This is a genomic window from Klebsiella sp. PK18, from assembly GCF_057784655.1.
The window spans coordinates 1,929,540-1,955,202 of the sequence record NZ_CM173493.1 but is presented as its reverse complement, the minus strand read 5'-3'; the positions used below and the strand labels follow the sequence as shown (position 1 = coordinate 1,955,202).

28 protein-coding genes, 1 pseudogene and 1 riboswitch are annotated in these 25,663 nt (G+C 56.8%); of the genes and pseudogenes, 14 read left to right on the top strand and 15 right to left on the bottom strand.

The genetic code is table 11. The features are described from left to right. Positions 1-8: 8 nt before the first annotated feature. Positions 9-290 carry a YcgL domain-containing protein gene (locus AC3EMD_RS09525; protein ID WP_004203320.1) on the bottom strand — a complete coding sequence of 94 codons (282 nt, stop codon included), beginning with the start codon at positions 288-290 and terminating at the stop codon, positions 9-11. 126 nt (positions 291-416) lie between these two features. Here AC3EMD_RS09525 and minC point away from each other — a divergent pair, with 126 nt between their 5' ends. From minC to minE, 3 genes are read left to right on the top strand one after another with little or no spacing between them, the layout of a single operon-like run. Beyond that, positions 417-1,118, top strand: coding sequence for a septum site-determining protein MinC (gene minC, locus AC3EMD_RS09520; protein ID WP_082227724.1), 702 nt, complete (start codon positions 417-419; stop codon positions 1,116-1,118). Positions 1,119-1,141: 23 nt separating this feature from the next. Further along, on the top strand, positions 1,142-1,954 hold the full coding sequence (gene minD, locus AC3EMD_RS09515; RefSeq protein WP_008804300.1) for a septum site-determining protein MinD: 813 nt from the start codon (positions 1,142-1,144) through the stop codon (positions 1,952-1,954). Between the two features lie 3 nt (positions 1,955-1,957). Next, entirely contained in the window at positions 1,958-2,227 is a 270-nt protein-coding gene (gene minE / locus AC3EMD_RS09510; protein ID WP_004103270.1) for a cell division topological specificity factor MinE, read from the top strand. A gap of 77 nt (positions 2,228-2,304) precedes the next feature. On the opposite strand, the gene rnd is transcribed toward minE, so the two are convergent. The 5 genes from rnd to yoaA form a co-directional block, all read right to left on the bottom strand. After that, positions 2,305-3,420, bottom strand: coding sequence for a ribonuclease D (rnd, locus tag AC3EMD_RS09505; RefSeq protein ID WP_162822782.1), 1,116 nt, complete (start codon positions 3,418-3,420; stop codon positions 2,305-2,307). A gap of 81 nt (positions 3,421-3,501) precedes the next feature. Beyond that, the gene (gene fadD, locus AC3EMD_RS09500) at positions 3,502-5,187 is read right to left on the bottom strand and encodes a long-chain-fatty-acid--CoA ligase FadD (protein WP_025999236.1); all 1,686 of its coding nucleotides are present in this window, start codon (positions 5,185-5,187) and stop codon (positions 3,502-3,504) included. Between the two features lie 205 nt (positions 5,188-5,392). Next, on the bottom strand, positions 5,393-5,974 hold the full coding sequence (locus AC3EMD_RS09495; RefSeq protein ID WP_008804297.1) for a Slp family lipoprotein: 582 nt from the start codon (positions 5,972-5,974) through the stop codon (positions 5,393-5,395). A 38-nt stretch (positions 5,975-6,012) separates the two neighbouring features. Next, complete coding sequence (gene tsaB, locus AC3EMD_RS09490) at positions 6,013-6,708, bottom strand: tRNA (adenosine(37)-N6)-threonylcarbamoyltransferase complex dimerization subunit type 1 TsaB (RefSeq protein ID WP_008804296.1); 696 nt, start codon at positions 6,706-6,708, stop codon at positions 6,013-6,015. 145 nt (positions 6,709-6,853) lie between these two features. Next, positions 6,854-8,764, bottom strand: a complete 1,911-nt coding sequence (yoaA, locus tag AC3EMD_RS09485) for a DNA repair helicase YoaA (protein WP_008804295.1) — start codon at positions 8,762-8,764, stop codon at positions 6,854-6,856. A gap of 131 nt (positions 8,765-8,895) precedes the next feature. Between yoaA and AC3EMD_RS09480 the strand changes: the two genes are divergently transcribed. Further along, positions 8,896-9,240 carry a RidA family protein gene (locus AC3EMD_RS09480; protein ID WP_002910910.1) on the top strand — a complete coding sequence of 115 codons (345 nt, stop codon included), beginning with the start codon at positions 8,896-8,898 and terminating at the stop codon, positions 9,238-9,240. Here the strand turns inward: AC3EMD_RS09480 and AC3EMD_RS09475 are convergent, their stop codons facing one another. Continuing rightward, the gene (locus AC3EMD_RS09475) at positions 9,241-9,444 is read right to left on the bottom strand and encodes a YoaH family protein (RefSeq protein WP_008804294.1); all 204 of its coding nucleotides are present in this window, start codon (positions 9,442-9,444) and stop codon (positions 9,241-9,243) included. Between the two features lie 88 nt (positions 9,445-9,532). Here AC3EMD_RS09475 and pabB point away from each other — a divergent pair, with 88 nt between their 5' ends. From pabB to AC3EMD_RS09455, 4 genes are all read left to right on the top strand, one after another. Then, the gene (gene pabB / locus AC3EMD_RS09470; RefSeq protein WP_110242672.1) at positions 9,533-10,888 is read left to right on the top strand and encodes an aminodeoxychorismate synthase component 1; all 1,356 of its coding nucleotides are present in this window, start codon (positions 9,533-9,535) and stop codon (positions 10,886-10,888) included. Positions 10,889-10,891: 3 nt separating this feature from the next. Continuing rightward, positions 10,892-11,470: a CoA pyrophosphatase gene (locus tag AC3EMD_RS09465; RefSeq protein ID WP_008804292.1), complete on the top strand. Its 579-nt coding sequence runs from the start codon at positions 10,892-10,894 to the stop codon at positions 11,468-11,470. A gap of 162 nt (positions 11,471-11,632) precedes the next feature. Continuing rightward, on the top strand, positions 11,633-12,997 hold the full coding sequence (gene sdaA, locus AC3EMD_RS09460; RefSeq protein ID WP_004151445.1) for an L-serine ammonia-lyase: 1,365 nt from the start codon (positions 11,633-11,635) through the stop codon (positions 12,995-12,997). Positions 12,998-13,179: 182 nt separating this feature from the next. Beyond that, positions 13,180-14,751, top strand: coding sequence for an EAL domain-containing protein (locus AC3EMD_RS09455; RefSeq protein WP_110199332.1), 1,572 nt, complete (start codon positions 13,180-13,182; stop codon positions 14,749-14,751). Positions 14,752-14,784: 33 nt separating this feature from the next. Here the strand turns inward: AC3EMD_RS09455 and yoaE are convergent, their stop codons facing one another. Further along, entirely contained in the window at positions 14,785-16,344 is a 1,560-nt protein-coding gene (gene yoaE, locus AC3EMD_RS09450; protein ID WP_302074044.1) for a CNNM family cation transport protein YoaE, read from the bottom strand. A gap of 446 nt (positions 16,345-16,790) precedes the next feature. Here yoaE and manX point away from each other — a divergent pair, with 446 nt between their 5' ends. The 5 genes from manX to mntP all read left to right on the top strand — a co-directional run bounded on the left by manX (position 16,791) and on the right by mntP (position 20,989). Continuing rightward, entirely contained in the window at positions 16,791-17,762 is a 972-nt protein-coding gene (gene manX, locus AC3EMD_RS09445) for a PTS mannose transporter subunit IIAB (protein WP_008804289.1), read from the top strand. Positions 17,763-17,818: 56 nt separating this feature from the next. Continuing rightward, positions 17,819-18,619 (top strand): PTS mannose/fructose/sorbose transporter subunit IIC, encoded by an 801-nt coding sequence (locus tag AC3EMD_RS09440; protein WP_004203359.1) that lies wholly within the window; start codon positions 17,819-17,821, stop codon positions 18,617-18,619. Between the two features lie 12 nt (positions 18,620-18,631). Further along, positions 18,632-19,483 carry a PTS mannose transporter subunit IID gene (locus AC3EMD_RS09435; RefSeq protein WP_004145526.1) on the top strand — a complete coding sequence of 284 codons (852 nt, stop codon included), beginning with the start codon at positions 18,632-18,634 and terminating at the stop codon, positions 19,481-19,483. A 62-nt stretch (positions 19,484-19,545) separates the two neighbouring features. Further along, positions 19,546-20,004, top strand: coding sequence for a DUF986 family protein (locus AC3EMD_RS09430; protein WP_008804288.1), 459 nt, complete (start codon positions 19,546-19,548; stop codon positions 20,002-20,004). Between the two features lie 198 nt (positions 20,005-20,202). Beyond that, positions 20,203-20,305: riboswitch (yybP-ykoY riboswitch) on the top strand. A gap of 117 nt (positions 20,306-20,422) precedes the next feature. Further along, complete coding sequence (gene mntP / locus AC3EMD_RS09425; RefSeq protein WP_008804287.1) at positions 20,423-20,989, top strand: manganese efflux pump MntP; 567 nt, start codon at positions 20,423-20,425, stop codon at positions 20,987-20,989. Between the two features lie 3 nt (positions 20,990-20,992). Here mntP and rlmA read toward each other — a convergent pair whose 3' ends face one another. From rlmA to mgrB, 7 genes and pseudogenes are all read right to left on the bottom strand, one after another. Then, entirely contained in the window at positions 20,993-21,787 is a 795-nt protein-coding gene (gene rlmA / locus AC3EMD_RS09420) for a 23S rRNA (guanine(745)-N(1))-methyltransferase (protein WP_008804286.1), read from the bottom strand. A gap of 60 nt (positions 21,788-21,847) precedes the next feature. Then, on the bottom strand, positions 21,848-23,596 hold the full coding sequence (gene ftsI, locus AC3EMD_RS09415) for a peptidoglycan glycosyltransferase FtsI (protein WP_008804285.1): 1,749 nt from the start codon (positions 23,594-23,596) through the stop codon (positions 21,848-21,850). Positions 23,597-23,783: 187 nt separating this feature from the next. Further along, complete coding sequence (cspE, locus tag AC3EMD_RS09410) at positions 23,784-23,993, bottom strand: transcription antiterminator/RNA stability regulator CspE (protein WP_001062678.1); 210 nt, start codon at positions 23,991-23,993, stop codon at positions 23,784-23,786. Positions 23,994-24,078: 85 nt separating this feature from the next. Beyond that, positions 24,079-24,150, bottom strand: a pseudogene (locus tag AC3EMD_RS09405) (DUF2627 domain-containing protein); the annotation flags it as partial. 97 nt (positions 24,151-24,247) lie between these two features. Next, a complete protein-coding gene (locus tag AC3EMD_RS09400; RefSeq protein WP_153242727.1) occupies positions 24,248-24,457 on the bottom strand; it encodes a hypothetical protein in 210 nt (69 codons plus the stop codon). A 284-nt stretch (positions 24,458-24,741) separates the two neighbouring features. Next, complete coding sequence (locus tag AC3EMD_RS09395) at positions 24,742-25,032, bottom strand: YebO family protein (RefSeq protein ID WP_038421452.1); 291 nt, start codon at positions 25,030-25,032, stop codon at positions 24,742-24,744. 74 nt (positions 25,033-25,106) lie between these two features. Beyond that, on the bottom strand, positions 25,107-25,250 hold the full coding sequence (mgrB, locus tag AC3EMD_RS09390) for a PhoP/PhoQ regulatory lipoprotein MgrB (RefSeq protein ID WP_002911375.1): 144 nt from the start codon (positions 25,248-25,250) through the stop codon (positions 25,107-25,109). 159 nt (positions 25,251-25,409) lie between these two features. On the opposite strand from mgrB, the gene AC3EMD_RS09385 reads away from it, so the two are divergent. Further along, positions 25,410-25,649 (top strand): YobH family protein, encoded by a 240-nt coding sequence (locus AC3EMD_RS09385; RefSeq protein ID WP_008804283.1) that lies wholly within the window; start codon positions 25,410-25,412, stop codon positions 25,647-25,649. The last annotated feature ends 14 nt before the right edge of the window (positions 25,650-25,663 follow it).

Here is a 25,663-nt window from a genome sequence, read left to right as displayed (position 1 = left end):
CTCGTGGGTTAATCGGATTGTTTCCCCTGTTCCGCCAGGTGTTTCTTTAGTAGATTTTCAGATGGCGGGGGAAGTTGCAGGTAATAGCCCTGCTCGCTCAACGCCTGTTTCACTTTTTCCAGGTCGGCGTTAACCAGCTTTTTGCGCCCATCCAGCGGCAGCAGCATCGCCATTTGCGGCGTGCCGAAGCCGCGCATTAGCTCGTCAGGAACGCGTGAGAAATCGTCTTTTTTTTCGACGTATAAATAGGTTTGTTCACGTTTAGTACTTCGATAGATCACACAAAACATAGTTTTACTCGGAATTAGACCCGTGGTCACTTGCCTCAATATATGAGTGACTATAACATGCCTTTTAGTCTTCGGAATATCACCGCACTTCTGCGGTTGATAAACAGCAAATTGAGTAAGGCCAGGATGTCAAATACGCCAATCGAACTTAAAGGCAGTAGCTTCACGTTATCTGTCGTTCATTTGCACGATGCAAATCCCGAGGTTATTCGTCAGGCGTTAGAAGACAAAATCGCCCAGGCTCCCGCCTTTTTACGCCATGCGCCGGTGGTGGTGAATATCGCCAGCGTGGAGGAGGAGGTCGAATGGCGCGCCATTAACGAGGCCATCGCCGCGACCGGTTTACGCATTATGGGCGTCAGCGGATGCAAAATCCCGCGCCTGAAAACCGAAATCGATCGCGCCGGGATCCCGTTATTAACCGAAGGGAAAGAGAAAGCCGCTCGTCCGGCACCGTCCGAACCCACCCCTCCGCCGCCGCCAGTTGCTAACCAGATCACAAAAACGCGTTTGATTGATCAGCCGGTACGTTCCGGTCAGCGCATTTATGCGCCACACTGTGATCTTATTGTTACAAATCATGTGAGTGCCGGTGCGGAACTTATCGCTGACGGCAATATCCATGTATATGGCATGATGCGAGGACGCGCGCTGGCAGGCGCCGGTGGCGACAGAGACGCCCAGATATTTTGTACCCACCTTGCGGCGGAGCTGGTCTCCATCGCCGGGGAATATTGGCTGAGCGATAACATCCCGGCCGAATTTTATGGCAAAGCGGCACGCCTGCGTTTAGGTGAAAGCGCTTTGACAGTTCAACCGTTGAATTAATCCCTTTTTAACAAGGAATTTCTATGGCACGCATTATTGTTGTGACTTCGGGTAAAGGGGGCGTTGGCAAGACCACCTCCAGCGCGGCCATCGCTACAGGTTTGGCCCAGAAGGGAAAGAAAACCGTCGTTATCGACTTCGACATCGGCCTGCGTAACCTCGATCTGATTATGGGCTGCGAACGTCGCGTCGTTTATGATTTCGTCAACGTCATCCAGGGCGATGCCACGTTGAACCAGGCGCTGATCAAAGATAAGCGCACGGAAAATCTCTACATTCTCCCGGCCTCTCAGACCCGGGATAAAGACGCCCTGACCCGCGAAGGCGTCGACAAAGTTCTCGAAGAACTGAAGAAAATGGACTTCGATTTCATCGTCTGTGATTCACCGGCAGGTATCGAAACCGGTGCGCTGATGGCGCTCTATTTTGCTGATGAAGCCATCATCACCACCAACCCGGAAGTCTCCTCCGTTCGCGACTCCGACCGTATCCTTGGCATTCTCGCTTCGAAATCCCGTCGTGCGGAAAATGGCGAAGAGCCGATCAAAGAGCATTTACTGCTGACCCGCTACAATCCAGGCCGCGTCAATAAAGGCGATATGCTGAGCATGGAAGACGTGCTGGAAATTCTGCGCATCAACCTGGTGGGCGTGATCCCGGAAGACCAGTCAGTCCTGCGCGCATCCAACCAGGGTGAGCCCGTGATTCTGGATGCCGCGTCGGACGCAGGCAAAGCCTATGCCGATACCGTTGAACGTCTGCTCGGAGAAGAACGCCCTTTCCGCTTCATTGAAGAAGAGAAGAAAGGATTCCTCAAACGCCTGTTCGGAGGATAAATTATGGCTTTACTCGACTTTTTTCTCTCGCGAAAAAAGAACACGGCTAATATTGCGAAAGAACGCCTGCAAATCATCGTCGCCGAGCGTCGCCGTGGCGACGCGGAGCCGCACTACCTGCCGCAGTTGCGCAAAGATATTCTGGAAGTGATCTGTAAATACGTGCAGATCGACCCGGAGATGGTCAGCGTGCAGCTGGAGCAGCGGGATGGTGATATTTCGATTCTTGAGCTGAACGTGACCCTACCCGAAACGGAAGAGTCGAAACCCTGACCCTGTTGTTCCGCCCCGAAAAAAACCGGCAACGCCCTGCGCTGCCGGTTTTTTAATGGCCTGAACCAGACCGCCCGCTAGCGCGGATAGTCGTTTAACAGCGACTTCAGCCGCTCGGCCATCAGTTCGCCACGCCAGCCGGAAATCAGCTCAGGCTCACCGGCTTGCGTTTTCAACTGCCAGTGCCAGTTCAGCAACTGGTTGATCTGCCGACGCGAGGCCAGCAGTTCCGCGCTCACGCCCTTATCGGCGCTCACTTCCTGCACCAGCGCTTTAATATCTTTAAAGGCTTTACGGTAACCCGGCATGTCAATGAGGTTCTGCAGCGGCGCCGGCAGGGCCGACTCCGGCAGCGCCTGGGCTTTCTCGACCAGGCTAATCAACGTTTTGCCGTGGAAGCGAATTTCACTGCCGGACAACCCGAGGCTGTCGAGCTCGCCGAGGCTGGTGGGCATATAGCGCGCCACGCTCCACAGATGCTCTTCCCGCACCACAAAGTTCACCGCCAGGTCGCGCTCACGCGCTTTGCGCAGACGCCACTCTGCCAGCAGCTGCAGGCAGCCCAGCTGGCGGGTACGCAGCTGCCAGGCGTTGCCGATGTCGCGCCAGGCCTCGGCCGGGTCAACCACCTCCTGACGACGCTGCTGCATCAGACGACATTCGTCCAGCGCCGCCGATAGCCAGCCTGCGCGGTCGGTCTCCGCCATTAATTGGCTGGCGATCGGCAACAGGTACCAGACGTCAGCTGCGGCGTATTCACACTGACGCTCGGTCAGCGGGCGCGCCAGCCAGTCGGTGCGGGATTCACTTTTATCCAGCGCCACTCCGGAATACTCTTCCACCATGGAGGCAAAGCCCCAGGACATCGGGCGGCCGCAGAACGCCGCCAGGATCTGGGTGTCGATCAGCGGCTGCGGCATCAGGTTGAACGCATTGAGGAAGACTTCTAAATCCTCGCTACCGGCATGCAGATATTTAGTCACATCCTGGTTGAGCAGCAGCTCGCGCATCGGCGCCCAGTCGCTAATCGTCAATGGATCGATCAGAGAGACCTGGGTGCCGTCGAACAGCTGCAGCAGGCCCAGCTGCGGATAGTAGGTACGGGTACGGACAAATTCCGTATCCAGAGCGACGGCGGAGGCCGCGCTTGCCGCTTCGCAGACAGCGCGCAGGCCATCGTCGGTGGTGATCATCTGATAGTTCAAAGCATACTCTCTTAACTTGCGCCCATAAAAAACGCCGGCGTAGCCGGCGTCAGGCGACTCATTCGTTACTTAGCCTTTATTGTCCACTTTAGCGCGCGCTTCGTCACGCAGTTCTCGCCGCAAAATTTTCCCGACGTTGGATTTCGGCAGTTCGTCACGGAATTCCACCAGCTTCGGCACTTTGTAGCCGGTGAGATGGCGGCGGCAGAACGTAATCAGCGCCTCTTCGGTTAACGCGGCATCTTTCTTGACCACGAAAATCTTCACCGCTTCACCGCTGCTGCCGGACGGCACGCCGATGGCCGCCACTTCGAGGACGCCGCTGTGCTGCATAACCACATCTTCGATTTCATTCGGATAGACGTTAAAACCCGACACCAGGATCATATCTTTTTTCCGGTCAACGATGCGCAGGAATCCCTCTTCATCCATCACCGCGATATCCCCGGTGTGCAACCAGCCGTCTTTGATAATCTCATCCGTCGCGTCAGGACGCTGCCAGTAGCCCAGCATCACCTGCGGCCCCTTGATACAGAGCTCGCCCGGCTGACCCGGCGCCACTTCGTTATCGTCGTCGTCCACCAGTTTGGCTTCTGTGGAAGGCACCGGCAGGCCAATGCTGCCGCTGTGGTAGTCGATGTCGTGCGGGTTGACGCTGACCAGCGGCGAACACTCGGTCAGGCCGTAGCCCTCCAGCAGATATTGTCCGGTCAGTTTTACCCAGCGCTCGGCCACCGCCTGCTGCACCGGCATCCCACCGCCGGCGGAGAGGTGCAGCGAGGAGAAATCAAGCTGCTGAAACTCTTTGTTGTTCAGCAAGGCGTTGAACAGGGTATTGACCCCGGTCATGGCGGTGAAAGGATATTTCGCCAGCTCCTTCACCAGCCCGGGAATGTCGCGTGGGTTGGTGATCAGCAAATTTTGCCCGCCCAGTTCGATAAACAGCAGGCAGTTCATGGTCAGGGCGAAAATGTGATACAGCGGCAGCGCGGTCACCACGAACTCTTTGCCGCGATGCAGCAGCGGGCCGTAGGTGGCATTGACCTGCTCGAGGTTCGCCAGCATGTTGCGGTGGGTCAGCATCGCCCCTTTGGCCACGCCGGTGGTGCCCCCGGTGTACTGTAGAAACGCCAGATCTTCCGCAACGATCTCCGGCTTCACGTACTGCATGCGGTAGCCATGCTGCAGTGCGCTGCGAAACGAGATGGCATCCGGCAGGTGGTACTTAGGCACCAGGCGCTTGATGTACTTGACCACGAAGTTCACCAGCGTGCCTTTGGCGGTGGAGAGCTGATCGCCCATGCGCGTCAGGATCACGTGCTTAACCTGAGTTTTCGCCACCACTTTTTCCAGGGTATGGGCAAAGTTGGAGACGATGACGATCGCCGCCGCGCCGCTGTCGTTGAGCTGATGCTCCAGTTCACGCGGGGTATACAAGGGGTTGACGTTAACCACGATCATCCCGGCGCGCAGGATGCCAAACAGAGCCACCGGATACTGCAGCAGGTTAGGCATCATCAGGGCCACGCGATCGCCCTTCTGTAATCCTAACCCCTCCTGAAGGTAAGCGGCAAAGGCGCGACTACGCTCTTCAAGCTTACGGTAGGTCATCACTTCACCCATATTGATAAACGCCGGTTGGTCGGCGTAGCGGGTGGTGGCATGCTCAAACAGTTCAACCAGGGATTGATAGCGGTCAGGGTTTATCTCCGCAGGAACATCTGCGGGATAACGGTTTAGCCAAACCTTTTTCACTGCATCACCTCTGAAATAGTTATTCGTCGTCATCACAGCCCCTGGCAAATACATTTTGTTAACATTATATTAACTCAGCGTACCAGTTTATTAATTAGGCAATGAGCAGGTTGCGAAGCGCGTCACTATTTTTTTTCTTATTCGACTGAAAACAAAGAAACAGCGGACCGGCCGCTGTTTCTTTGAACTAACATAAACAACAAAATCATTCGGTTACGACGTTTCTCACCTCAGCAGGGCCGGGGTTGTACCAGCCCCAGCCGCCATAGCCGTAACCCCAGGGGCGCGGACCCAGCATCCACGGATCGATGGGCTGCGGGGGCATCACCACCTGCTGCACCACGTTCCAGCGTTTGTAACCGATGGCGTTCATCAGCATAAATTTATACGGCGTGCTGCCCACTTTGCCGTCGACCACGCCGGCAATCGGCCCGACCACGGTGACCAGCTGGCCGCGGTAGTCGACCGGATCGAGGAAGCCGTTAACGTCGGCATAGATCCGCCCACGAGACGGTTCGCCCAGCACAGGCCGTGCGCCGCTGTCCAGCGGTACGGTGGCGATTTCTAAGCGGGTTTTACCCTGCTGGTTCTGCACATTGACCACTTTGCCGCCAAAGCGTGCTTCCTGGCCAACGTACAGCTGCGGGGCGTTCATCACCCGCACTAAATCCTGCTGCGGCGTAGGGCTGGTGCCTTTGATGGCATCCGGCACTGACACGCAGCCGCTTAGCGCAACGGCAACCGCCGCGGCTAACAGCCAGCGAACGCCCTGTTTTTGACCCGCCATGATGCGACTCCTTTTCTCAGTCTTCTTGTTACTGAGATTCACTCGCGGCCTGGAAGTTTCTTCCACGCCACCTCGTTTCGCAAATAAACCGGCTCCGCTTTCTCCACGGCCACGGTTTTCCCCGCCGCCAGCAGGTAACAGGCTAACGGCAGCATATCCTCCGCCGCCGGCAGTTCAATTTCGCCGCTGCTTAAGGTCAGTCCGCTCGCTTTCGCCAGATCCGGCCACGCCTGCCAGCCGGTGCCGACGGTGGCCCATTCGCCGGAAAGCTGTGCCAGCCGTTCGGCTACCGCTTCCGGTTTGAGCACCGCTTCCGTCTCTTCGCCATGCCAGACGCCCTGCTCGTCACGCTGGTACTCGGCCCAGTAGACTTCGCCCATTCGTGCGTCAATGGCCGCCAGCACGCGGGTGGCGCCGGTTTTGCGCCAGGCGCCCTGCGCCATGGTGGCCAGCGTCGAAACGCCGATCATTGGCAGCTCAGCGCCCAGCGCCAGCCCCTGAGCGATACCGATGCCGATGCGCACGCCGGTAAAGCTACCCGGACCGCGGCCAAAGGCCAGCGCGTCCAGCTCGGTCAGCGTGGCGCCGCTCTCGGTGAGGACCTCCTGCACCAGCGGCAGGATACGTTGGGTATGTTCGCGGGGACAAATTTCGAAATGAGCACTAAGGGTGCCATCATTCCACAGCGCCGCGGAGCAGGCCTCTGTGGCGGTATCGATAGCCAAAATTCGCATGGGTGGTCACGCTCTCGTTACATAGTTCAGGCCTTCAGGCAGCCTGTTTTCCGGCAAACGGCCAACCCGCCGCCATACCGCCCGAAGTCTATTGGGAACCGCTAATTAACAAAATGGCGCGCAGCTTAACACATTTTAGTGCGGATTACCTTGCCGGCGGCACGGCGAGGAAGCGCACCGCCCGGCGGATATCGCGGGTCCGCGGCGCGGGCGGCAGGCTGGCCAGGAACACCGCGCCGTAGGGGCGCATCACCAGCCGGTTGTCGCAGATCACCAGCACCCCGCGATCGTCGATATCGCGGATCAGGCGTCCCACCCCCTGTTTGAGGGTGATGACGGCTTCCGGGAGCTGTACTTCATCGAACGGATCGCCGCCGCGCAGCCGACAATCTTCCATGCGCGCTTTCAGCAGCGGGTCGTCCGGCGAAGTAAACGGCAGCTTATCGATAATCACCAGCGACAGCGCATCACCGCGCACGTCGACCCCTTCCCAGAAGCTGCTGGTGGCCACCAGCAGGGCGTTGCCGGCGCTGACGAATTGCTGCAGCAGTTGGCCTTTGCTGGTTTCCCCCTGCAGCAACACCGGTAGCGTCATGGTGGCGCGGAACTGCTCCGCCAGATCGCGCATCATGGCGTGCGAGGTACACAGCATAAAGCAGCGGCCGTCGTTGGCCTCGATCAGCGGCTTGAGCATCGCCGCCAGGTGGCGCGCCGCGCCAGGCTGGTTCGGCAGCGGCAGATTGCGCGGCACGCAGAGCAGCGCCTGATGTTGATAATCAAAGGGGCTCGGCAACAGCAGGGACTGCGCCTCGTCGATCCCCAGCCGGGCGGTGAAGTGATGCAGATCGTCGTTGACTGACAGCGTCGCCGAGGTAAAGATCCAGCTTCCCGACTTCTGCGCCATCACCTCTTTAAACTTCTCGGCCACGGTCAACGGCGTCAGGGCGAGAGTAAAGTGGCGCGAGGTGCACTCATACCAGTAGCTGTAGCCCGGCTGGTTAATCTCTTTCAGCCGCTTTAAGCGCCCGCGATAGAGGGTGGCGCGCTCAAAGGCGGCATCGAGCAGCGCCGAGCGGCCCAGCGAAAGTTTGGCGACGTCATAGCATAGCTCGAGCGCGTCATCGAGCAGCAGCAGCGCGCGCTGAATGTGGCTATCCGCCAGCAGTTCGCGCAGGTTGCCGCGATAGCCGGGATCCCCCAGCTGCAGGCGAAAATCCTGAGCGCTTTGCGCCAGGCGGTCGGCGCATTTTTGCAACTGCTGGGTGTCTTTCAGTTCGGTGCGGTAGGCAATGGTGATGTCTTTCGCCAGATCCAGCAGCTGGCGGCTGGAGAGCGACTGACCAAAGTACTGACTGGCGATATCCGGCAACTGATGGGCTTCATCGAAGATCATCACTTCCGCCTCGGGGATCAGCTCGGCAAAGCCGCTCTCTTTGACCACCATATCGGCCAGGAACAGGTGATGGTTGACCACCACCACGTCGGCGTCCATCGCTTTTTTACGCGCCTTCACCACGAAGCAATCTTTATACAGTGGGCAGTCGCTACCGAGACAGTTATCGTTGGTGCTGGTGACCAGCGGCCAGGCCTGGGAGTCTTCCGCGACGCTGGCGCAGGTGCTGATATCGCCATCCTGGGTTTGATTCGACCAGGAGCGCAGGAGGATCACATCGCTGAGGGTTTGTACCGGCAGATCGCCGCCCGCCAGCGCCTGCTGCTCAAGACGTTCAAGGCACAGGTAGTTGGAGCGCCCTTTAAGCAGCGCCAGTTTACCGGTGAATTTGAGCGCCTTGGCGACGGTGGGCAGATCGCGGCTATAGAGCTGATCCTGCAGCGCTTTCGAGCCGGTGGAGATAATCACCTTTTTTTTCGCCCGCAGCGCAGGCGCCAGGTAAGCGTAGGTTTTACCGGTTCCGGTCCCCGCTTCCACCACCAGCGGTCGGGAGGCCTCAATCGCTTCGCTCACCGCTTTCGCCATCTGGCGCTGCGGCTCGCGCGGCTTAAATCCCGGTATGGCTTTGGCTAACTGGCCGTCTGCTGCAAAATCGTCGATCACATTGCCCCCTGGTTATTTGGACAGTGATTATGTCAGGGAGGACGGCGTTTCGCCAGTCCAGGTAGTGACGCGAACGGAACATTATGGCAGTCTTGCCGCAGCCGAATGGAATGCTCAAAGAGGAAAAAGAAATGACAATTACGCGTATTGATGCCGAAGCCCGTTGGTCAGACGTGGTGATCCACAACCAGACCCTGTACTACACCGGCGTGCCGGCAAATCTTGATGCCGACGCCTTCGAGCAGACCGCCAATACCCTGGCGCAGATTGACGCGGTGCTGGAAAAACAGGGCAGCGACAAGTCGCGTATTCTTGACGCCACCATCTTCCTCGCCGATAAAAGCGACTTTGCGGCGATGAATAAAGCCTGGGACGCGTGGGTGGTGGCCGGTCACGCCCCGGTGCGCTGCACGGTGGAAGCGACGCTGATGAACCCGCAGTATAAAGTTGAGATCAAAATTATCGCCGCGGTGTAATTAGTCGTCCTCATCTTCGTCTTGATCTTCATCCTCATCTTCAAAGCGCGCGACGATCTGCTCGCCGGTATGCGTTGCGCGCAGTTCTTCCGCCACCAGGGCAATCGCCTGACCGCTGCTCATCCCCTGGGCCATTAGCTCATGGATACGTTCGACCGCTTTTTGCTGTTGCTCGTGGCTCAGCGAAGGTAAACCTGCAAACATCTTTTACTCCTGCTACATTGTGGGGCGTAATTATTTCACGCCGTCCCCGCCTACGCCAGAGGGACGGCAACGTTCAGGATCGAGAAAGATGTTGTCCCCCGCGATTATTACCCTGCCCTGGCGCCCGGATGCGGCCGAACACTATTTTGCGCCGTTAAGCGCCCTGCCCTGGGCGATGCTGCTGCATTCCGGCTTTGCCGACCATCCGCATAACCGCTTTGATATTCTGGTAGCTGCCCCGCGCGCCACGCTGCTGACGCGCGGTGAACAGACGTGGGTCGATGACGGCGAAACCGCTTTTGTCTCCGCGGAAGATCCGCTGCAACTGCTTCAACAGCAGTTGGATCGTCAGCCGTTCACGCCGCAGCCCCATGACGATCTGCCGTTTCTTGGCGGCGCGCTGGGGCTATTCGGGTACGATCTGGGCCGCCGCTTTGAGCGACTTCCAGCTCATGCCCAGGCCGATATCGCGCTGCCGGATATGGCGGTGGGGATCTATGACTGGGCGCTGATTGTCGACCATCAGCGCCAGCAAATTTCGCTGCTCAGCTATGACGATCCGCAGCAGCGCCTGCAGTGGCTGCAGGCGCAATCCCGTCCGGCGATGAAACCTTTCGCCCTGACCTCTGCCTGGCAGTCAAATATGAGCCGCCAGCAGTACGGCGAGAAATTTCGCCAGGTGCAGGCCTATCTGCACAGCGGCGACTGCTATCAGGTCAACCTCGCCCAGCGTTTTCAGGCCCGCTACGTCGGTGATGAATGGCAGGCCTTCCGCCAGCTGAACGTTGCCAACCGCGCCCCCTTTAGCGCCTTTATTCGCCTCGAGGAAGGGGCGATTTTAAGCCTGTCGCCGGAGCGATTTATTCAGTTGCGCCAGGGAGAGATCCAGACGCGCCCGATAAAAGGTACTCTGCCGCGGCTCGATTCGCCGCAGGAAGATGCGCGGCAGGCTGAGAAGCTGGCGAACTCCCCGAAAGACCGCGCCGAGAATTTAATGATTGTCGACCTGATGCGCAACGACATCGGCCGCGTCGCCGTGCCGGGCAGCGTGCGGGTCCCCGAGCTGTTCGTGGTGGAGCCGTTCCCGGCGGTCCATCATCTGGTCAGCACCATCACCGCCCGCTTACCGGCGACGCTGCATGCCAGCGATCTGCTGCGCGCCGCCTTCCCCGGGGGATCTATCACTGGCGCCCCGAAGGTCCGGGCGATGGAGATTATCGATGAACTGGAACCTCAGCGACGTAACGCCTGGTGCGGGAGCATTGGCTACCTGAGCTATTGCGGCAATATGGATACCAGCATCACCATTCGCACCCTGACGGCCTGGCAGGGGCAACTGTATTGCTCCGCTGGAGGCGGTATCGTCGCGGACAGCGAGGAAGATGCGGAATATCAGGAAACTTTTGATAAAGTTAATCGTATCCTGCACCAACTGGAGAACTAGACCATGGCGGACCACGCCCTCAATCTGGATGATTTTCTGTCCCGCTTCCAGCTGCTGCGCCCCCAGCCTTCGCGCCATGCGCTCAATCAGCGGCAGGCGGCGGTGCTGGTGCCGATCGTGCGCCGGCCGCAGCCCGGCCTGCTGCTGACCCAGCGTTCGCCGCTGCTGCGCAAGCACGCCGGTCAGGTCGCCTTTCCCGGCGGCGCGGTAGATAATACCGATGCGACGCTTATCGCCGCCGCCCTGCGCGAAGCCCAGGAAGAAGTCGCGATCCCGCCGGAAGCCGTCGAGGTGATCGGCGTTCTGCCGCCAGTGGACAGCGTCACCGGTTTTCAGGTGACGCCGGTGGTGGGTATTATTCCCCCCAATCTGCACTATCACGCCAGTCAGGACGAAGTCTCAGCGGTATTTGAAATGCCGCTCGCCGAAGCCCTGCGCCTGGGGCGCTACCATCCGCTCGACATCCACCGTCGGGGTAACGACCACCGCGTCTGGCTCTCCTGGTACCAGCATTATTTTGTCTGGGGAATGACCGCCGGGATCATTCGCGAACTGGCGTTGCAGATAGGCGCTCGACCTTAGCTATACTGTTTATGAGAGAGCGCTCTCACTATTAGTAAAATCGCGGTTATCCATTAGTTTAATTCATGTGAATAGTTCAACTGGCAGCGCGCTTCCCTCTTACACTATGCGCAGTTATTACATCGTTACCGCACCCGCGGTAACCCTGTCAGGAGTATTATCGTGATTAGTCTATTCGACATGTTCAAGGTGGGGATTGGTCCCTCATCTTCCCACACTGTTGGCCCGATGAAGGCCGGTAAACAGTTCGTCGATGACCTGGTCGAAAAAGGATTGCTTAATGCGGTGACCCGTGTGGCGGTTGACGTCTACGGCTCGCTGTCATTAACCGGCAAAGGCCACCATACGGACATCGCCATTATCATGGGACTGGCGGGCAATCAGCCCGATACGGTCGATATTGACGCGATCCCGGCATTTATCCGTGACGTCGAGGCGCGCGGCCGACTGCTGCTGGCCAACGGCCAGCACGAGGTCGACTTCCCGGCGGATGACGGCATGCGTTTTCGCAGCGACAACCTGCCGCTGCACGAAAACGGCATGACCATTCATGCCTGGGCCGGCGAGAAAGAGATCTACTGCAAGACCTATTACTCGATTGGCGGCGGCTTTATCGTCGATGAAGAGCACTTCGGCAAAGAAAACGCCAATGAATTGCAGGTGCCCTACCCGTTTAAATCGGCGCAGGAAATGTTGGCGTATTGTAAAGAGACCGGCCTGTCGCTCTCCGGGATGGTGATGCAAAACGAGCTGGCGCTGCACAGCAAAAAAGAGATCGAGGACTATTTCGCCAACGTCTGGCAGACCATGCGCGCCTGTATCGACCGCGGGATGAACACCGAAGGCGTGCTGCCTGGTCCGCTGCGCGTGCCGCGTCGCGCCTCGGCGCTGCGTCGTCTGCTGGTGGCCAGCGATAAGCTCTCCAGCGATCCGATGAACGTCGTTGACTGGGTCAATATGTTCGCACTGGCGGTCAATGAAGAGAACGCCGCCGGCGGTCGCGTGGTGACCGCGCCGACCAACGGCGCCTGCGGCATCGTTCCGGCGGTACTCGCCTATTACGACCACTTTATCGAATCCGTCAGCCCGGAAATTTATATCCGCTACTTTATGGCCTGCGGGGCGATCGGCGCGCTGTACAAGATGAATGCCTCCATTTCCGGAGCGGAAGTCGGCTGTCAGGGTGAAGTGGGCGTTGCCTGCTCGATGGCGGCGGCGGGCCTGGCTGAACTGCTCGGCGCCAGCCCGGAACAGGTTTGCGTGGCGGCGGAGATCGGCATGGAACACAACCTCGGCCTGACCTGCGACCCGGTCGCCGGCCAGGTGCAGGTGCCATGCATTGAACGTAACGCCATCGCCTCCGTCAAGGCAATCAACGCCGCGCGAATGGCGATGCGCCGTACCAGCGAACCGCGCGTCTCGCTCGACAAAGTGATCGAGACCATGTACGAAACCGGTAAAGACATGAACGCCAAGTACCGCGAAACCTCCCGCGGCGGCCTGGCGATTAAAGTTCAGTGTGACTAAACTGTTCGTCCCCCCCTGCGCCCGCAAAGCGCGCAGGGGGATAACCCTGGTGACTGAAATCTCCCTGATGCGCCTTCAACGGCGCATTTTCTTTTTTCTATACCTGGCGATATTCTGCCACTACAATTGCTCTATTAAATAAGCCACGCTTAACCACTCGTCCTGTCGACAGGGTGTCGCACATGCAGACTGCACAAAAAGTCATTACGGCCTATCGTCGCAAACGCATTATTGTCTGCCTGCTGGTAGCCCTGCTAACCCTGGGTACCACCTTAGCTATCCGATTTATTTCACAGCGTAGCGTAAATGAAGAGTACATTCGCACTGCCGCCAGCCAGCGGGTCACGGCGCTGGATAACATCCTGCGTCCACTGAGCGCAGAGCGGGCGACGCTACTCTCCCTGGTCGACAAACCCTGCATGGATATTCATCTCACACTGCGCAAAATGGCGGCCTCGCTGCAGACGGTCCGCTCCGTCGCGCTGGTGGCGTCAGGGATGATCTACTGTTCCAGTATCTTTGGGCAACGGCAGGCGGATCTGCACCAGCTGCAGCCCGCGCTTCCGGCTCACCACCCCTTACTGCTCTTTTCTACCGACAACTCACTGCTCAAAGGCACACCGGTGCTGATCCAGTGGTATCCAGCCTCGGAAAGCGGCTTCGACGGCGTGATGTTAATTGTCAATATCGAACTGCTGGGGACCTTAATTCTCAAAGAAAAATCGCCCCTGATCAGCGACGTCAGCCTGCAGGTCGGCGACCATTATTTTATCAGCGGCCTCGGCCTGATTGACAAAGCGCACGCCCCGCAGGCGTCGGTGATTTATCGCCAGCGCTCCACAGAATTTCCCTTTACCATCAACATTAACGGTCCGGGTGCCGCGACTATCGCGCTGGAGGAGCTGCCCGGTGAGCTGCCGCTGGCCCTCATCTTCAGCCTGTTGATGACCGGCATCGCCTGGCTGGCCACCGCCGGCAGAATGAGTTTCTCGCGAGAGATAAGTCTCGGCATCACGGCCCGGGAATTTACCCTCTGGTGCCAGCCGCTGCAGGATGCGCGCAGCGGACGCTGCTGCGGGGTGGAGATCCTGCTGCGCTGGAACAACCCCCGCCGCGGCGAGATTTCGCCCGAGGTATTTATTCCCATCGCCGAAGGGGACAATCTGATTATTCCCCTCACCCGCTATGTGATCGCCGAAACCGCCCGCCGCCTGGATGCCTTCCCCAGCGAGCCGCATTTTCATATCGCGATTAATGTCGCTGCCCGTCACTTTGCCCACGGTTTGCTGCTGCATGACCTGCACAATTACTGGTTTAGCGTCAATCCGATACAACAGCTGGTGGTTGAACTCACCGAACGTGATGTCCTGCAGGATGGCGACCAGCACATGGCCGAACATTTGCATTTAAAAGGGGTCCAGCTGGCGATAGATGATTTTGGCACCGGTAACAGCTCGCTCTCGTGGCTGGAAAAACTGCGGCCGGACGTGCTGAAGATCGACCGCTCGTTTACCAGTTCCGTCGGGATAGACAGCGTCAATGCCACGGTGACGGATATTATTATAGCCCTCGCCGACCGTCTGAATATCGTTACCGTGGCCGAAGGGGTGGAGACGCTGGAGCAGGAAAGCTATCTCCGGGGCCACGGCGTCGATGTGCTGCAGGGATTTTATTATGCCCGGCCGATGCCGATAGAGGCGTTTCCGGCGTGGCTGGCAGACAGAGAGGGGCAGAAAAGCGAGGGGGGAGAATAGCTCGCCGGCCACAGGGGCCGACGAGCAGGGCAATTACTCTTCTTCGTCGCTCAGCGGACGGGTGACCACCGCGCGGACCAGGTCGACCCGGTAATCATTCGCTTCCACCACGGTAAACTGCAGCGGCAGTAGCGACACGGTGTCGCCAATGCGCGGGATATGGCCATTGACGGCGATCACCAACCCGGCCACCGTGGCAATATCCTCATCTTCATTGACCAGCGCATCCAGTCCAAGCGCCTGCTGCAGCGCATGCAGGTCGGTCGAGCCTTTGATCAGCCAGCCATCGCCATCAATGACGATCTCCGGCGTCTCATCGGCATCCGGGAATTCACCGGCGATGGCTTCCAGGACGTCCAGCGGCGTCACCAGCCCCTGTACCATGCCAAACTCGTTGGTCACGATGACAAAGCTGCCGCGCGCACGGCGCAGAACGCCGAGCAGATTGATCGGGTCCAGCGTTTCCGGGACGACAATCGCCGGGGAGGCAGAGGCCAGCGCCGCAACGTTTTCGCCCGCCTCAAGGGCCACCAGCAACTCTTTCGCCCGCACGATACCGATGATTTCATCCAGCTCTCCGCGGCAGACCGGGAACAGACTGTGCGGCGACGAGAGCAGCTGACGACGAATTTCGTCATCACTCTGTTCGGCGTCGACCCAGCTGATTTCACCGCGCGGGGTCATAATACCGCGCAGGGAGCGCTGGGCCAGCGTCAGCACGCCGTTAATCATGTAACGTTCTTCTTCGGCAAACGCCCCTTCCGGCACCGGTATGGCTGCCGGGCTGTCGGCGTCATGGCTGACGGAGGTCTGTTTCCGGCCGCCCATCAGGCGCAGGATCGCATCCGCGGTACGGGCACGCAGCGGCAGCGTCGACTGATGTCGGACAAAGTTGCGTCGCGCCACCTGGTTAAAGAACTCGATGATGATCGAGAAACCGATCGCCGCGTACAGATACCCTTTCGGAATATGGAAGCCAAACCCTTCCGCCACCAGGCTCAGGCCGATCATCAACAGGAAGCTCAGACAGAGCACCACCACCGTCGGGTGCTGGTTGACAAAGCGCGTCAATGGCTTCGACGCCAGCAGCATCATGATCATGGCGATCACCACCGCCGCCATCATCACCGGCAGATGGTTAACCATCCCGACCGCCGTGATCACCGCATCCAGAGAGAAGACGGCGTCCAGCACCACGATCTGCAGTACCACCACCCAGAAACTGGCATACCCTTTACCGTGACCGCTATCGTGCTGGCGGTTTTCCAGCCGCTCATGCAGTTCAGTCGTCGCCTTAAACAGCAAGAAGATCCCGCCGAGCAGCATGATAAGGTCGCGCCCGGAAAAGGAGAAATCAGCGATAGTAATCAGCGGCTTCGTCAGGGTCACCATCCAGGAGATCACCGACAGCAGCCCCAGGCGCATCACCAGCGCCAGCGACAGGCCGATCAGTCGCGCTTTATCGCGCTGCTTCGGCGGCAGTTTGTCCGCCAGGATGGCAATAAACACCAGGTTGTCGATACCGAGCACAATCTCCAGAACGATAAGCGTCAACAGGCCAGCCCAGATTGAGGGATCCATTAACAATTCCATGTACGACTCCGGTTAGCGGCAAGCTGAGTCATCGCCATGTCATGCATGGGCGCGACAATAGGTGCTGAGAGAAAAGCGTGATGCGTGGAGGTGGCAACCAGGTGCCAGAAAGTGAAAAGACGTCGATGACGGTCCATACTGCGGGCTATGCCCTATACTCCTGAGTAATTAAACGGAAGTTAAACATAGCAAAATATAGATCGAAATTGGAAAAAATTTACCTGAATTTGCAATAACTAAGGCTATTTTTTGCGCTGCAAAATTATTACCAGGCGATGCCTGATTAACGGATCTTCATCACATTAATTATTTTTTCACTGTCTAAAATAATTCGCGGTAGTAACTATTTTCTATCTTACACCCTAACTGAATCGATTTTGTCCTCAAGAGTGATTCAGGATGTATCAAAGCAGATGATGCATTCACGATAATAAAGGAGGTAGCAAGTGACGATTGCTATTGTAATAGGCACACATGGTTGGGCTGCAGAACAGCTGCTGAAAACAGCAGAGATGCTGTTGGGCGAGCAGGAAAACGTTGGCTGGATCGATTTCGTTCCGGGTGAAAACGCCGAAACGCTGATCGAGAAATACAATGCCCAGTTGGCAAAACTGGATACCAGTAAAGGCGTGCTATTTCTCGTCGATACATGGGGAGGCAGCCCGTTCAACGCTGCGAGCCGCATTGTCGTCGATAAAGAGCATTACGAAGTTATCGCTGGCGTCAACATCCCGATGCTGGTGGAAACCTTCATGGCCCGCGATGATGACCCTTCGTTTGATGAACTGGTCGCCTTAGCGGTGGAGACCGGTAGCGAAGGCGTGAAAGCGCTGAAGGCCAAACCGGTGGAAAAAGCGGCTCCCGCGCCAGCCCCTGCCGCGGCGCCAAAAGCCGCCGCGCCGGCCAAACCGATGGGCCCGAACGACTACATGGTGATTGGCCTCGCGCGCATTGACGACCGCCTGATCCATGGTCAGGTCGCCACCCGCTGGACCAAAGAGACCAACGTCACCCGCATCATCGTCGTCAGCGACGAAGTGGCCGCGGATACGGTGCGCAAAACCCTGCTGACCCAGGTTGCACCACCGGGCGTCACCGCCCACGTGGTGGACGTCGCCAAAATGATCCGCGTTTACAACAACCCGATGTACGCCGGGCAGCGCGTCATGCTGCTGTTTACTAACCCGACCGACGTTGAGCGTATCGTCGAGGGCGGCGTGAAAATCACCAGCGTCAACATCGGTGGTATGGCGTTCCGCCAGGGCAAAACCCAGGTTAACAACGCGATTTCGGTCGATGCCAAAGATATTGAGGCGTTTAACAAGCTGAACGCACGCGGTATCGAGCTGGAGGCACGTAAAGTGTCCACCGACCCGAAACTGAAAATGATGGATCTGATCGCCAAGGTTGATAAATAACCGGGCCGATCGCGCCCCAGTTTTCACTTTAAGACTTAATCAACAGGAGAAGTACAATGGAGATTACCCTTCTTCAGATTGTGCTGGTGTTCATCGTCGCGTGTATTGCGGGTATGGAGTCGGTGCTTGATGAATTTCAGTTCCACCGTCCTCTGGTCGCTTGTACGCTGATCGGTGCCGTTCTCGGCGATATGAAAACCGGTATTATCATCGGCGGTACGCTGGAAATGATCGCTCTGGGTTGGATGAACATCGGTGCGGCGGTTGCCCCTGATGCCGCGCTGGCGTCCATTATTTCCACCGTTCTGGTTATTGCCGGCCATCAGAGCATCGGTGCCGGTATCGCGCTGGCTATCCCGCTGGCGGCGGCAGGCCAGGTGCTGACCATTATCGTTCGTACCATCACCGTAGCCTTCCAGCACGCGGCAGATAAAGCGGCGGAGAATGGCAACCTGACCGCCCTGTCGTGGTTGCACGTCTCGTCCTTGTTCCTGCAGGCGATGCGTATCGCTATCCCGGCCGTCATCGTCGCCATTTCCGTCGGTACCAGCGAAGTCCAGGGCCTGCTGAACGCGATCCCTGAAGTGGTCACCAGCGGTCTGAACATCGCCGGCGGTATGATCGTGGTTGTCGGTTATGCGATGGTCATCAACATGATGCGCGCAGGCTACCTGATGCCGTTCTTCTACCTCGGCTTCGTCACCGCCGCCTTCACCAACTTCAACCTGGTAGCCCTGGGTGTGATTGGTGCGGTCATGGCTATCCTCTACATCCAGCTGAGCCCGAAATATAACCGCGTCGCCGGTGCGCCGGCTCAGGCGGCTGGTAACAACGATCTCGATAACGAACTGGACTAACAGGTGAGCGAAATGGTTGATATGACTAAAAATACCACCGAGAAAAAACTCACTCAGAGTGATATTCGTGGCGTGTTCATTCGTTCTAACCTGTTCCAGGGGTCATGGAACTTCGAACGTATGCAGGCGCTGGGCTTCTGCTTCTCTATGGTTCCGGCAATCCGTCGCCTGTACCCGGAGAACAATGATGCGCGTAAGCAGGCGATTAAACGTCACCTTGAGTTCTTCAACACCCATCCTTACGTTGCCGCTCCGGTACTGGGCGTAACCCTGGCGATGGAAGAGCAGCGCGCCAATGGCGCAGAGATTGACGATGGCGCCATCAACGGCATCAAAGTCGGTCTGATGGGGCCGCTGGCCGGCGTCGGCGACCCGATCTTCTGGGGTACCGTGCGTCCTGTGTTCGCGGCCTTAGGCGCTGGGATCGCGATGAGCGGTAGCCTGCTCGGTCCTCTGCTGTTCTTTATCCTGTTCAACGCAGTGCGTCTGCTGACCCGTTACTATGGCGTCGCCTATGGTTACCGCAAAGGCGTGGACATCGTTAAAGATATGGGCGGCGGTTTCCTGCAGAAACTGACTGAGGGGGCGTCAATCCTCGGCCTGTTTGTCATGGGGGCGCTGGTTAACAAGTGGACGCACGTGAATATTCCGATGGTGGTGTCAAAAATCACCGGTTCTGACGGACAGGTTCACGTCACCACGGTGCAAACCATCCTCGACCAGTTGATGCCGGGCCTGGTACCGCTGCTGTTGACCTTCGCCTGTATGTGGCTGCTGCGCAAGAAAGTTAACCCACTGTGGATCATCGTTGGCTTCTTCGTCATCGGTATCGCGGGCTACGCTGTCGGCCTGCTGGGTCTGTAATTTCCAGGTTGTACGCCGGGGGCTTGCCCCCGGCTTTTTTTTATCAGGAGGAACGCAAAGCAATGACATTCACGGACCTGGTGATCATCCTGTTTATCCTTGCGCTACTGGCCTACGCGGTGTATGACCAGTTCATTATGCCGAGGCGGAACGGCCCGGTGCTGCTGGCCATCCCCCTGCTTCGCCGCAGCCGCGTTGACGGTCTGATCTTTGTCGGCCTCACCGCCATTCTGATCTATAACAACATTACCCAGCACGGCACCCCGATCACCACCTGGCTATTATCTGCCCTGGCGCTGATGGGTCTCTATTTATTCTGGATCCGTACGCCGAAAATCATTTTTAAACCGCGCGGTTTTTTCTTCGCCAACGTGTGGATAGAATATCAGCGAATTAAAGAGATGAATTTATCCGAGGATGGCGTGCTGGTGATGCAATTAGAGCAACGGCGGCTGCTTATTCGCGTACGAAATATCGACGACCTGGAGAAAATCTACAAACTTCTCGTTTCAACTCAATGAGTTATAAATATAGCCAGCGCTATAATTTCCAGTTTTTTCTGGAAAAACATATAGCCATGGCTATATTTCCCCTGCCTCCTCTTCCCTTTTTTATTAACTATTTATTTACTTATAAATTCAAATGAAAATCGTTATCATTTGGTTATTAAAATAGCCGTCTTCTGTTATTGTTTTATATTCTAAAAATATGTTAAGGTTGCGCCCGTCGTTGGGGAGTAGCCGATTTCCTGTTTGCCAGGAAATGTACGTGTCAACATACTCGTTGCAAAACGTGGCACGTACGGGTTGAAGTGATTCAATCAGGCGAGACCATAGATACATCACTGCTGTACGTATTGCTCAGCCATTGAGCGGCTCCGCGTATATTTACTGGGGGCAGCGATGTGTCATATGGATTATCCCCGGTCAGGACACGCACATGAATTTATCCGCTACCATTCTTCTCGCCTTCGGCATGTCTATGGACGCCTTTGCAGCCTCTATCGGCAAGGGTGCCACCCTGCACAAACCTAAATTCTCAGAAGCCGTCCGCACCGGGCTGATTTTTGGCGTGATTGAAACCCTGACCCCGCTGGTCGGCTGGGGACTCGGCATGTTGGCCAGCCAGTTTGTCCTCGAGTGGAACCACTGGATTGCCTTTATTCTGCTGGTGTTTCTCGGCGGGCGAATGATCGTGGAAGGTGTTCGCGGCGACAGCGACGAGGCGTGTGACGCGCCTCGCCGTCATGGTTTCTGGCTGCTGGTCACCACCGCCTTCGCCACCAGCCTTGACGCGATGGCCGTTGGTGTGGGTCTGGCCTTCCTGCAGGTCAGCATTGTGACCACCGCACTGGCGATCGGCTGCGCGACGTTTCTTATGTCGACGCTGGGGATCATGGTCGGTCGCTTTATTGGCCCGCTATTGGGCAAACGGGCCGAAATCCTCGGCGGTATTGTGCTGATTGGCATCGGCAGCGAAATCCTCTGGAGCCATTTCGCCGGTTAAGCCTTACGCCTCGCGCTGCCAGCAATGGATCATGAAGTCGGTCTGGCAGCCAAACGTCGCCTGCTGACGCAGCGCGGCGTGCACCTCAGGCTTAGCCCGCCACGCGAACGGCGTCATCTGCAGCAGCGCCTGCGCTTCACTTCCCGTCAGGGTCATCGGATAGGCCAGCTGCTGCTGAGCGTCCAGGCGGAATCCCGGCATCGCTTCCGTCTTCAGCTCATGCAGGCGTACCTCATCGTAAATCAGCCCTTTTAGCTCCAGCAGATGGCGGGGTCCCGGCGTGGCGGTGATCACCCATCCGCCAGGCCGCACCACCCGCGCCAGCTCTTCGGCGTTGCAGGGGGCGTAAATGCGCACTACCGCATCGAAGCTGTTATCAGAGAACGGCAGACGCTGGCTGGAGGCGACGCAAAAACTGACCTGCGGGTAGCGTTTTGCCGCCGCGCGGATCGCTGGCTTCGACACGTCCAGCCCCCAGCTATGGCTGGCGATGGTGGCAAACGCGTGGGTGTAATACCCTTCGCCACAGCCGATATCCAGTAAATCCGCAGGGGCGTGGTGCCGCAGCCGTTCGGCGATCGCCTCCCGTAGCGGCTGATAATGACCCGCATCCAGAAACGCCCGCCGGGCCTGCATCATCTCAGCGCTATCGCCGGGATCGCGCGACCGCTTGAACTGCACCGGTAGCAGATTGACGTACCCCTCTTTCGCCAGATCGAACTGGTGCCGCTGCGGGCAGGAATAGTGGTTGTCGCCGCGGCTTAACGGCGCGTGGCAAAGGGGGCAACTGTATGACATGACGGCTCCGGTGTTGCTAAAGGGCGAAAGTGTAGCGCTATTCGCCCCTGCAGACCACTGTTACAGCGCCGGCGCCAGCGGATGGCTGTCGTGCATCACGATCAGATTCTCCGCCCCTTGCGGCATGCCGTCCGGCATGACGTTCTCCAGCCGCAGGACATCCCCCATGATCTGGCTGAAGACCGGCGCGGACACCGCCCCGCCGTAATAGGAGCCATTACTCGGATCGTTCATCACCACCACCAGCGCAAACTGTGGACGACTGGCGGGCGCCACGCCGGCGGTGTAGGCCACATATTTATCGATATATTTGCCGTCCGGACCGATTTTCTTCGCCGTCCCGGTTTTTACCGCCACCCGGTAGTCGCGCACTGCCGCTTTGGTCCCGCCCCCGCCCGGGAGCGCCACGCTCTCCATCATATGCTCTACGCTGTGCACGATGTTCTCCGGCATCACCCGCGTACCTATCACCGGCGGATCGATGCGGGTTATCGATAACGGTCGTTCAATACCGAAACCGCCGATAGTCGCGTAGACGTGCGCCAGCTGGAGCGGCGTCACCATTAACCCATAGCCGAAAGCGAAGGTAGCGCGATCCAGCTGCCCCCAGTAGCGACGATGCGGCATCAGCCCGGCGCTTTCCCCGGTCAATCCCAATCCGGTCGGCTCGCCGAACCCAAATGCCTGATAGGTATCAAGCAGATGCTGCACCGGCATAGCGAGCGAGAGATGCGACACGCCGGTATCACTGGATTTTTGCAGGATCCCGGTCAGACTCAGCTCCGGATAATAGCCCACATCGCGGATGCGGTGGCCGTCGAGGACAAACGGATGGGTGTCCACCACGCTATCCGGCTGGACAATCCCCTGCTGGAGCGCGGTCATGATCACCAGCGGTTTGACGGTCGACCCGGGTTCGAAGGTGTCGCTGATGGCGCGGTTGCGGAAATCATCCAGCGTCGCGCTGTCGCGATTGTTCGGATTGAAGTCCGGGTAGCTGGCCATCGCCAGAATCTCACCGGTATCAATTTTGATCAATACCGCCGCCCCGGATTCCGCCTTATTCCAGCGAACGGCATTATCCAGCGCATCTTCGGTCACCGTCTGCAGACGTTCATCAATACTCAGCTGCAGATTATGCGCCGGGACTGGCGGCACTTCGGTAATATTTTCAATAACATTGCCATGTTTATCTTTGCGCACCAGGCGTCGTCCGGGTTTGCCGGTCAGCTGGGCATTAAAGCTTTTCTCCACCCCTTCGATGCCCTGATTATCGACGTTGGTAAAGCCCAGCAGATTGGCAGCCACATGACCAGCCGGATAGAAACGTCGCGATTCATCGCGCAGATAGACGCCCGGGAGATGCAGTTTATCAATCCACTCCGCCTGCTCCGGATTGATCTGACGCGCCAGATAGAGAAAACGGGCGTGAGGATGACTTTGTACCCGTTGGGCCAGCTCCCCGAGGTTGAGATGCAGTGCTTCGGCCATTGCCTGCCAGCGAGGACCATAACCAACCCCACCCTTCTCCATGGTGGTCTGCGGGTCGATCCAGATAGCGCTGACCGGTACGCTCACCGCCAGCGGTCGTCCTTCGCGGTCGCTAATCATGCCGCGCTCCACCGCCACGGGCTCTTCGCGCAGAGAACGCATGTCTTCTTGTTTTACCAGGTTATCGGGAGAGACAATTTGCAGCCAGCCCACGCGGGCCAACAGCAGTCCCAGACAACCAAGAATGGCCACACAGAGTAACCCGAAGCGAATCGGGGTAAAGCTGGCGGCGGACTTCATTTTTTTCTTTAGCACCATAGCTCCGGCATCATTTTGCAACCATCTGATTTAACAGAAAATTAGCAAAACAGACTGCTACACAATGCTAATAAAGTTGACTATTTGCAACAAGACGCGACGGAAGGGGGTAAAATGACATGCTTTGCAATAAAAACGCAAAAGCCCCGCGCAGGCGAGGCTTTTATACAAGAAGAGTGGTCTTGTATCAGATAGCAGTTACGTTAACTGCAGCCGGACCTTTCTGGCCGTCCTGAATTTCGAACTCAACGTTCTGGCCTTCAGCCAGAGTTTTGAAGCCGTTACCCTGGATAGCGGAGAAGTGTACGAACACGTCTTTGCTGCCATCAGCCGGAGTAATGAAACCAAAACCTTTAGACTCGTTGAACCACTTAACTTGACCTTTAATCTTTGCCATTTGCAAAATTCCTTAGACTGTTTTCTTCGCCTGCTGGCGTTTACATAGATAAAACTGACACATAACTGCATGAGGCACTAATTTAAGGTTCGGCAGAGAAGCGGTATTCAACGACAACGTGTTTACTCAGGACTTCTTTACTGAAAATGCCACACATAAACAGAACTGTACCTCGTTTAACCCGAAACGTGTTATCACATACTACGTAAATAATGGCAAGCCATTTTTAAACGTGTCACGATCGTTCGCACAAATTATAAGGTAATCATTTGATCGCCTGCACATTTATGCGTCTTTGCCGCTCCTGGCAAGGCGTTATAGCATTCGCTAATATCACCTGGTTGCTGCCTCATTACTGCAACTTTTTTACCATAGCTCAACAACTTCGCTTCGTCCAGGTATGTACGTATACGAACCGCCATGCTGACGGCGCTTCGCTGAAGGCGATGAATATTGATGCGCATAATTACTCATAACAGCAGACGAAAAATCGCTAAAGCCGTACCAGTGTAGTGATAATAAAACCTGTTAGTCGTCACGCTAAAAATAGAGCTAATTCTGCACCTTAATAATGAAAAAATGATGACAGTGTCACATTCCAGGGCAATAAACGCGGCGGGAATGACTTTATTTACAGCGTGTAAAAAAGGGAATAATGCGCGGGGAAAGGAATAATGGAATAAGAATAAGCTATTACTGCCAGCTATCATGCAGGTGCGCATCTTATGATGCACACCTGTGGAGGTACTTAGCGCTCTGCCACCAGGCGGATAAACTCATCCTCTCCTTTCGCCTTGCCTGCGACGGTCGACTCGGCCACGTCCTCTTTTTCCGGCGCATTAGCTTCGCAAAGGCGACGTAACAGCGCATTCTGCCGCTTTTGCTGATCCAGCAGCGCTTGCAGCAGTTCTATCTGCTCGTTCGCCCGCGAACTGGCGCGGTTGACGAAGAACCATAACAACAGACCGACAAGCAGCAACGCGACGGATACAGCCAGCGAAGCCAGATTTAAGATCCCAGGATTTAGTAACTCACTCATTTCACCACCTCAAAGAGAAGGCGTTCATTCTACCACCCACACCGCAGAAGGAAATCAGTCGTCAGAAAAATGTCTTACCACGGGATGAATTTATTGATAGTGCAAATGCCGCTGAAAAACTGAACATCCTGGTCGCACATTACGTTAAGCATCTGAGTCCACAGCAACAGGCAGCCTGCTATGATGACTATCAGTAAAACCCACCGTAATTTTTTCACTCCACTCTCCGCATTAGTACTTTATCTCACCAGGATAACACGGCCTTCTTAAACCGCGGCTAACTGTAATACGAACGGCAAGTTTAGGAATCATCGACTTGTTTCAAAACGTGTTCGTGTCAAAATCACGGCAAGGATCATACAAATAATGAGGCATCAATGCGATTAATCATTCGTACTATTGTCGTCGTGGCTATCTTATGGATTGGCGTATTATTAAGCGGCTATGGCGTATTATTCCACAGTGAAGAAAACGTCGGTGGTCTGGGTCTTAAGTGTCAGTATCTCACCGCCCGCGGGGTCAGTACCGCACTTTATGTGCATTCCAATAGCGGTGTGATCGGCGTCAGTAACTGTCCCATTCTGCGCAAAAGCGCAACCGTGGTTGATAACGGTTAAAATCACTCCGGCGA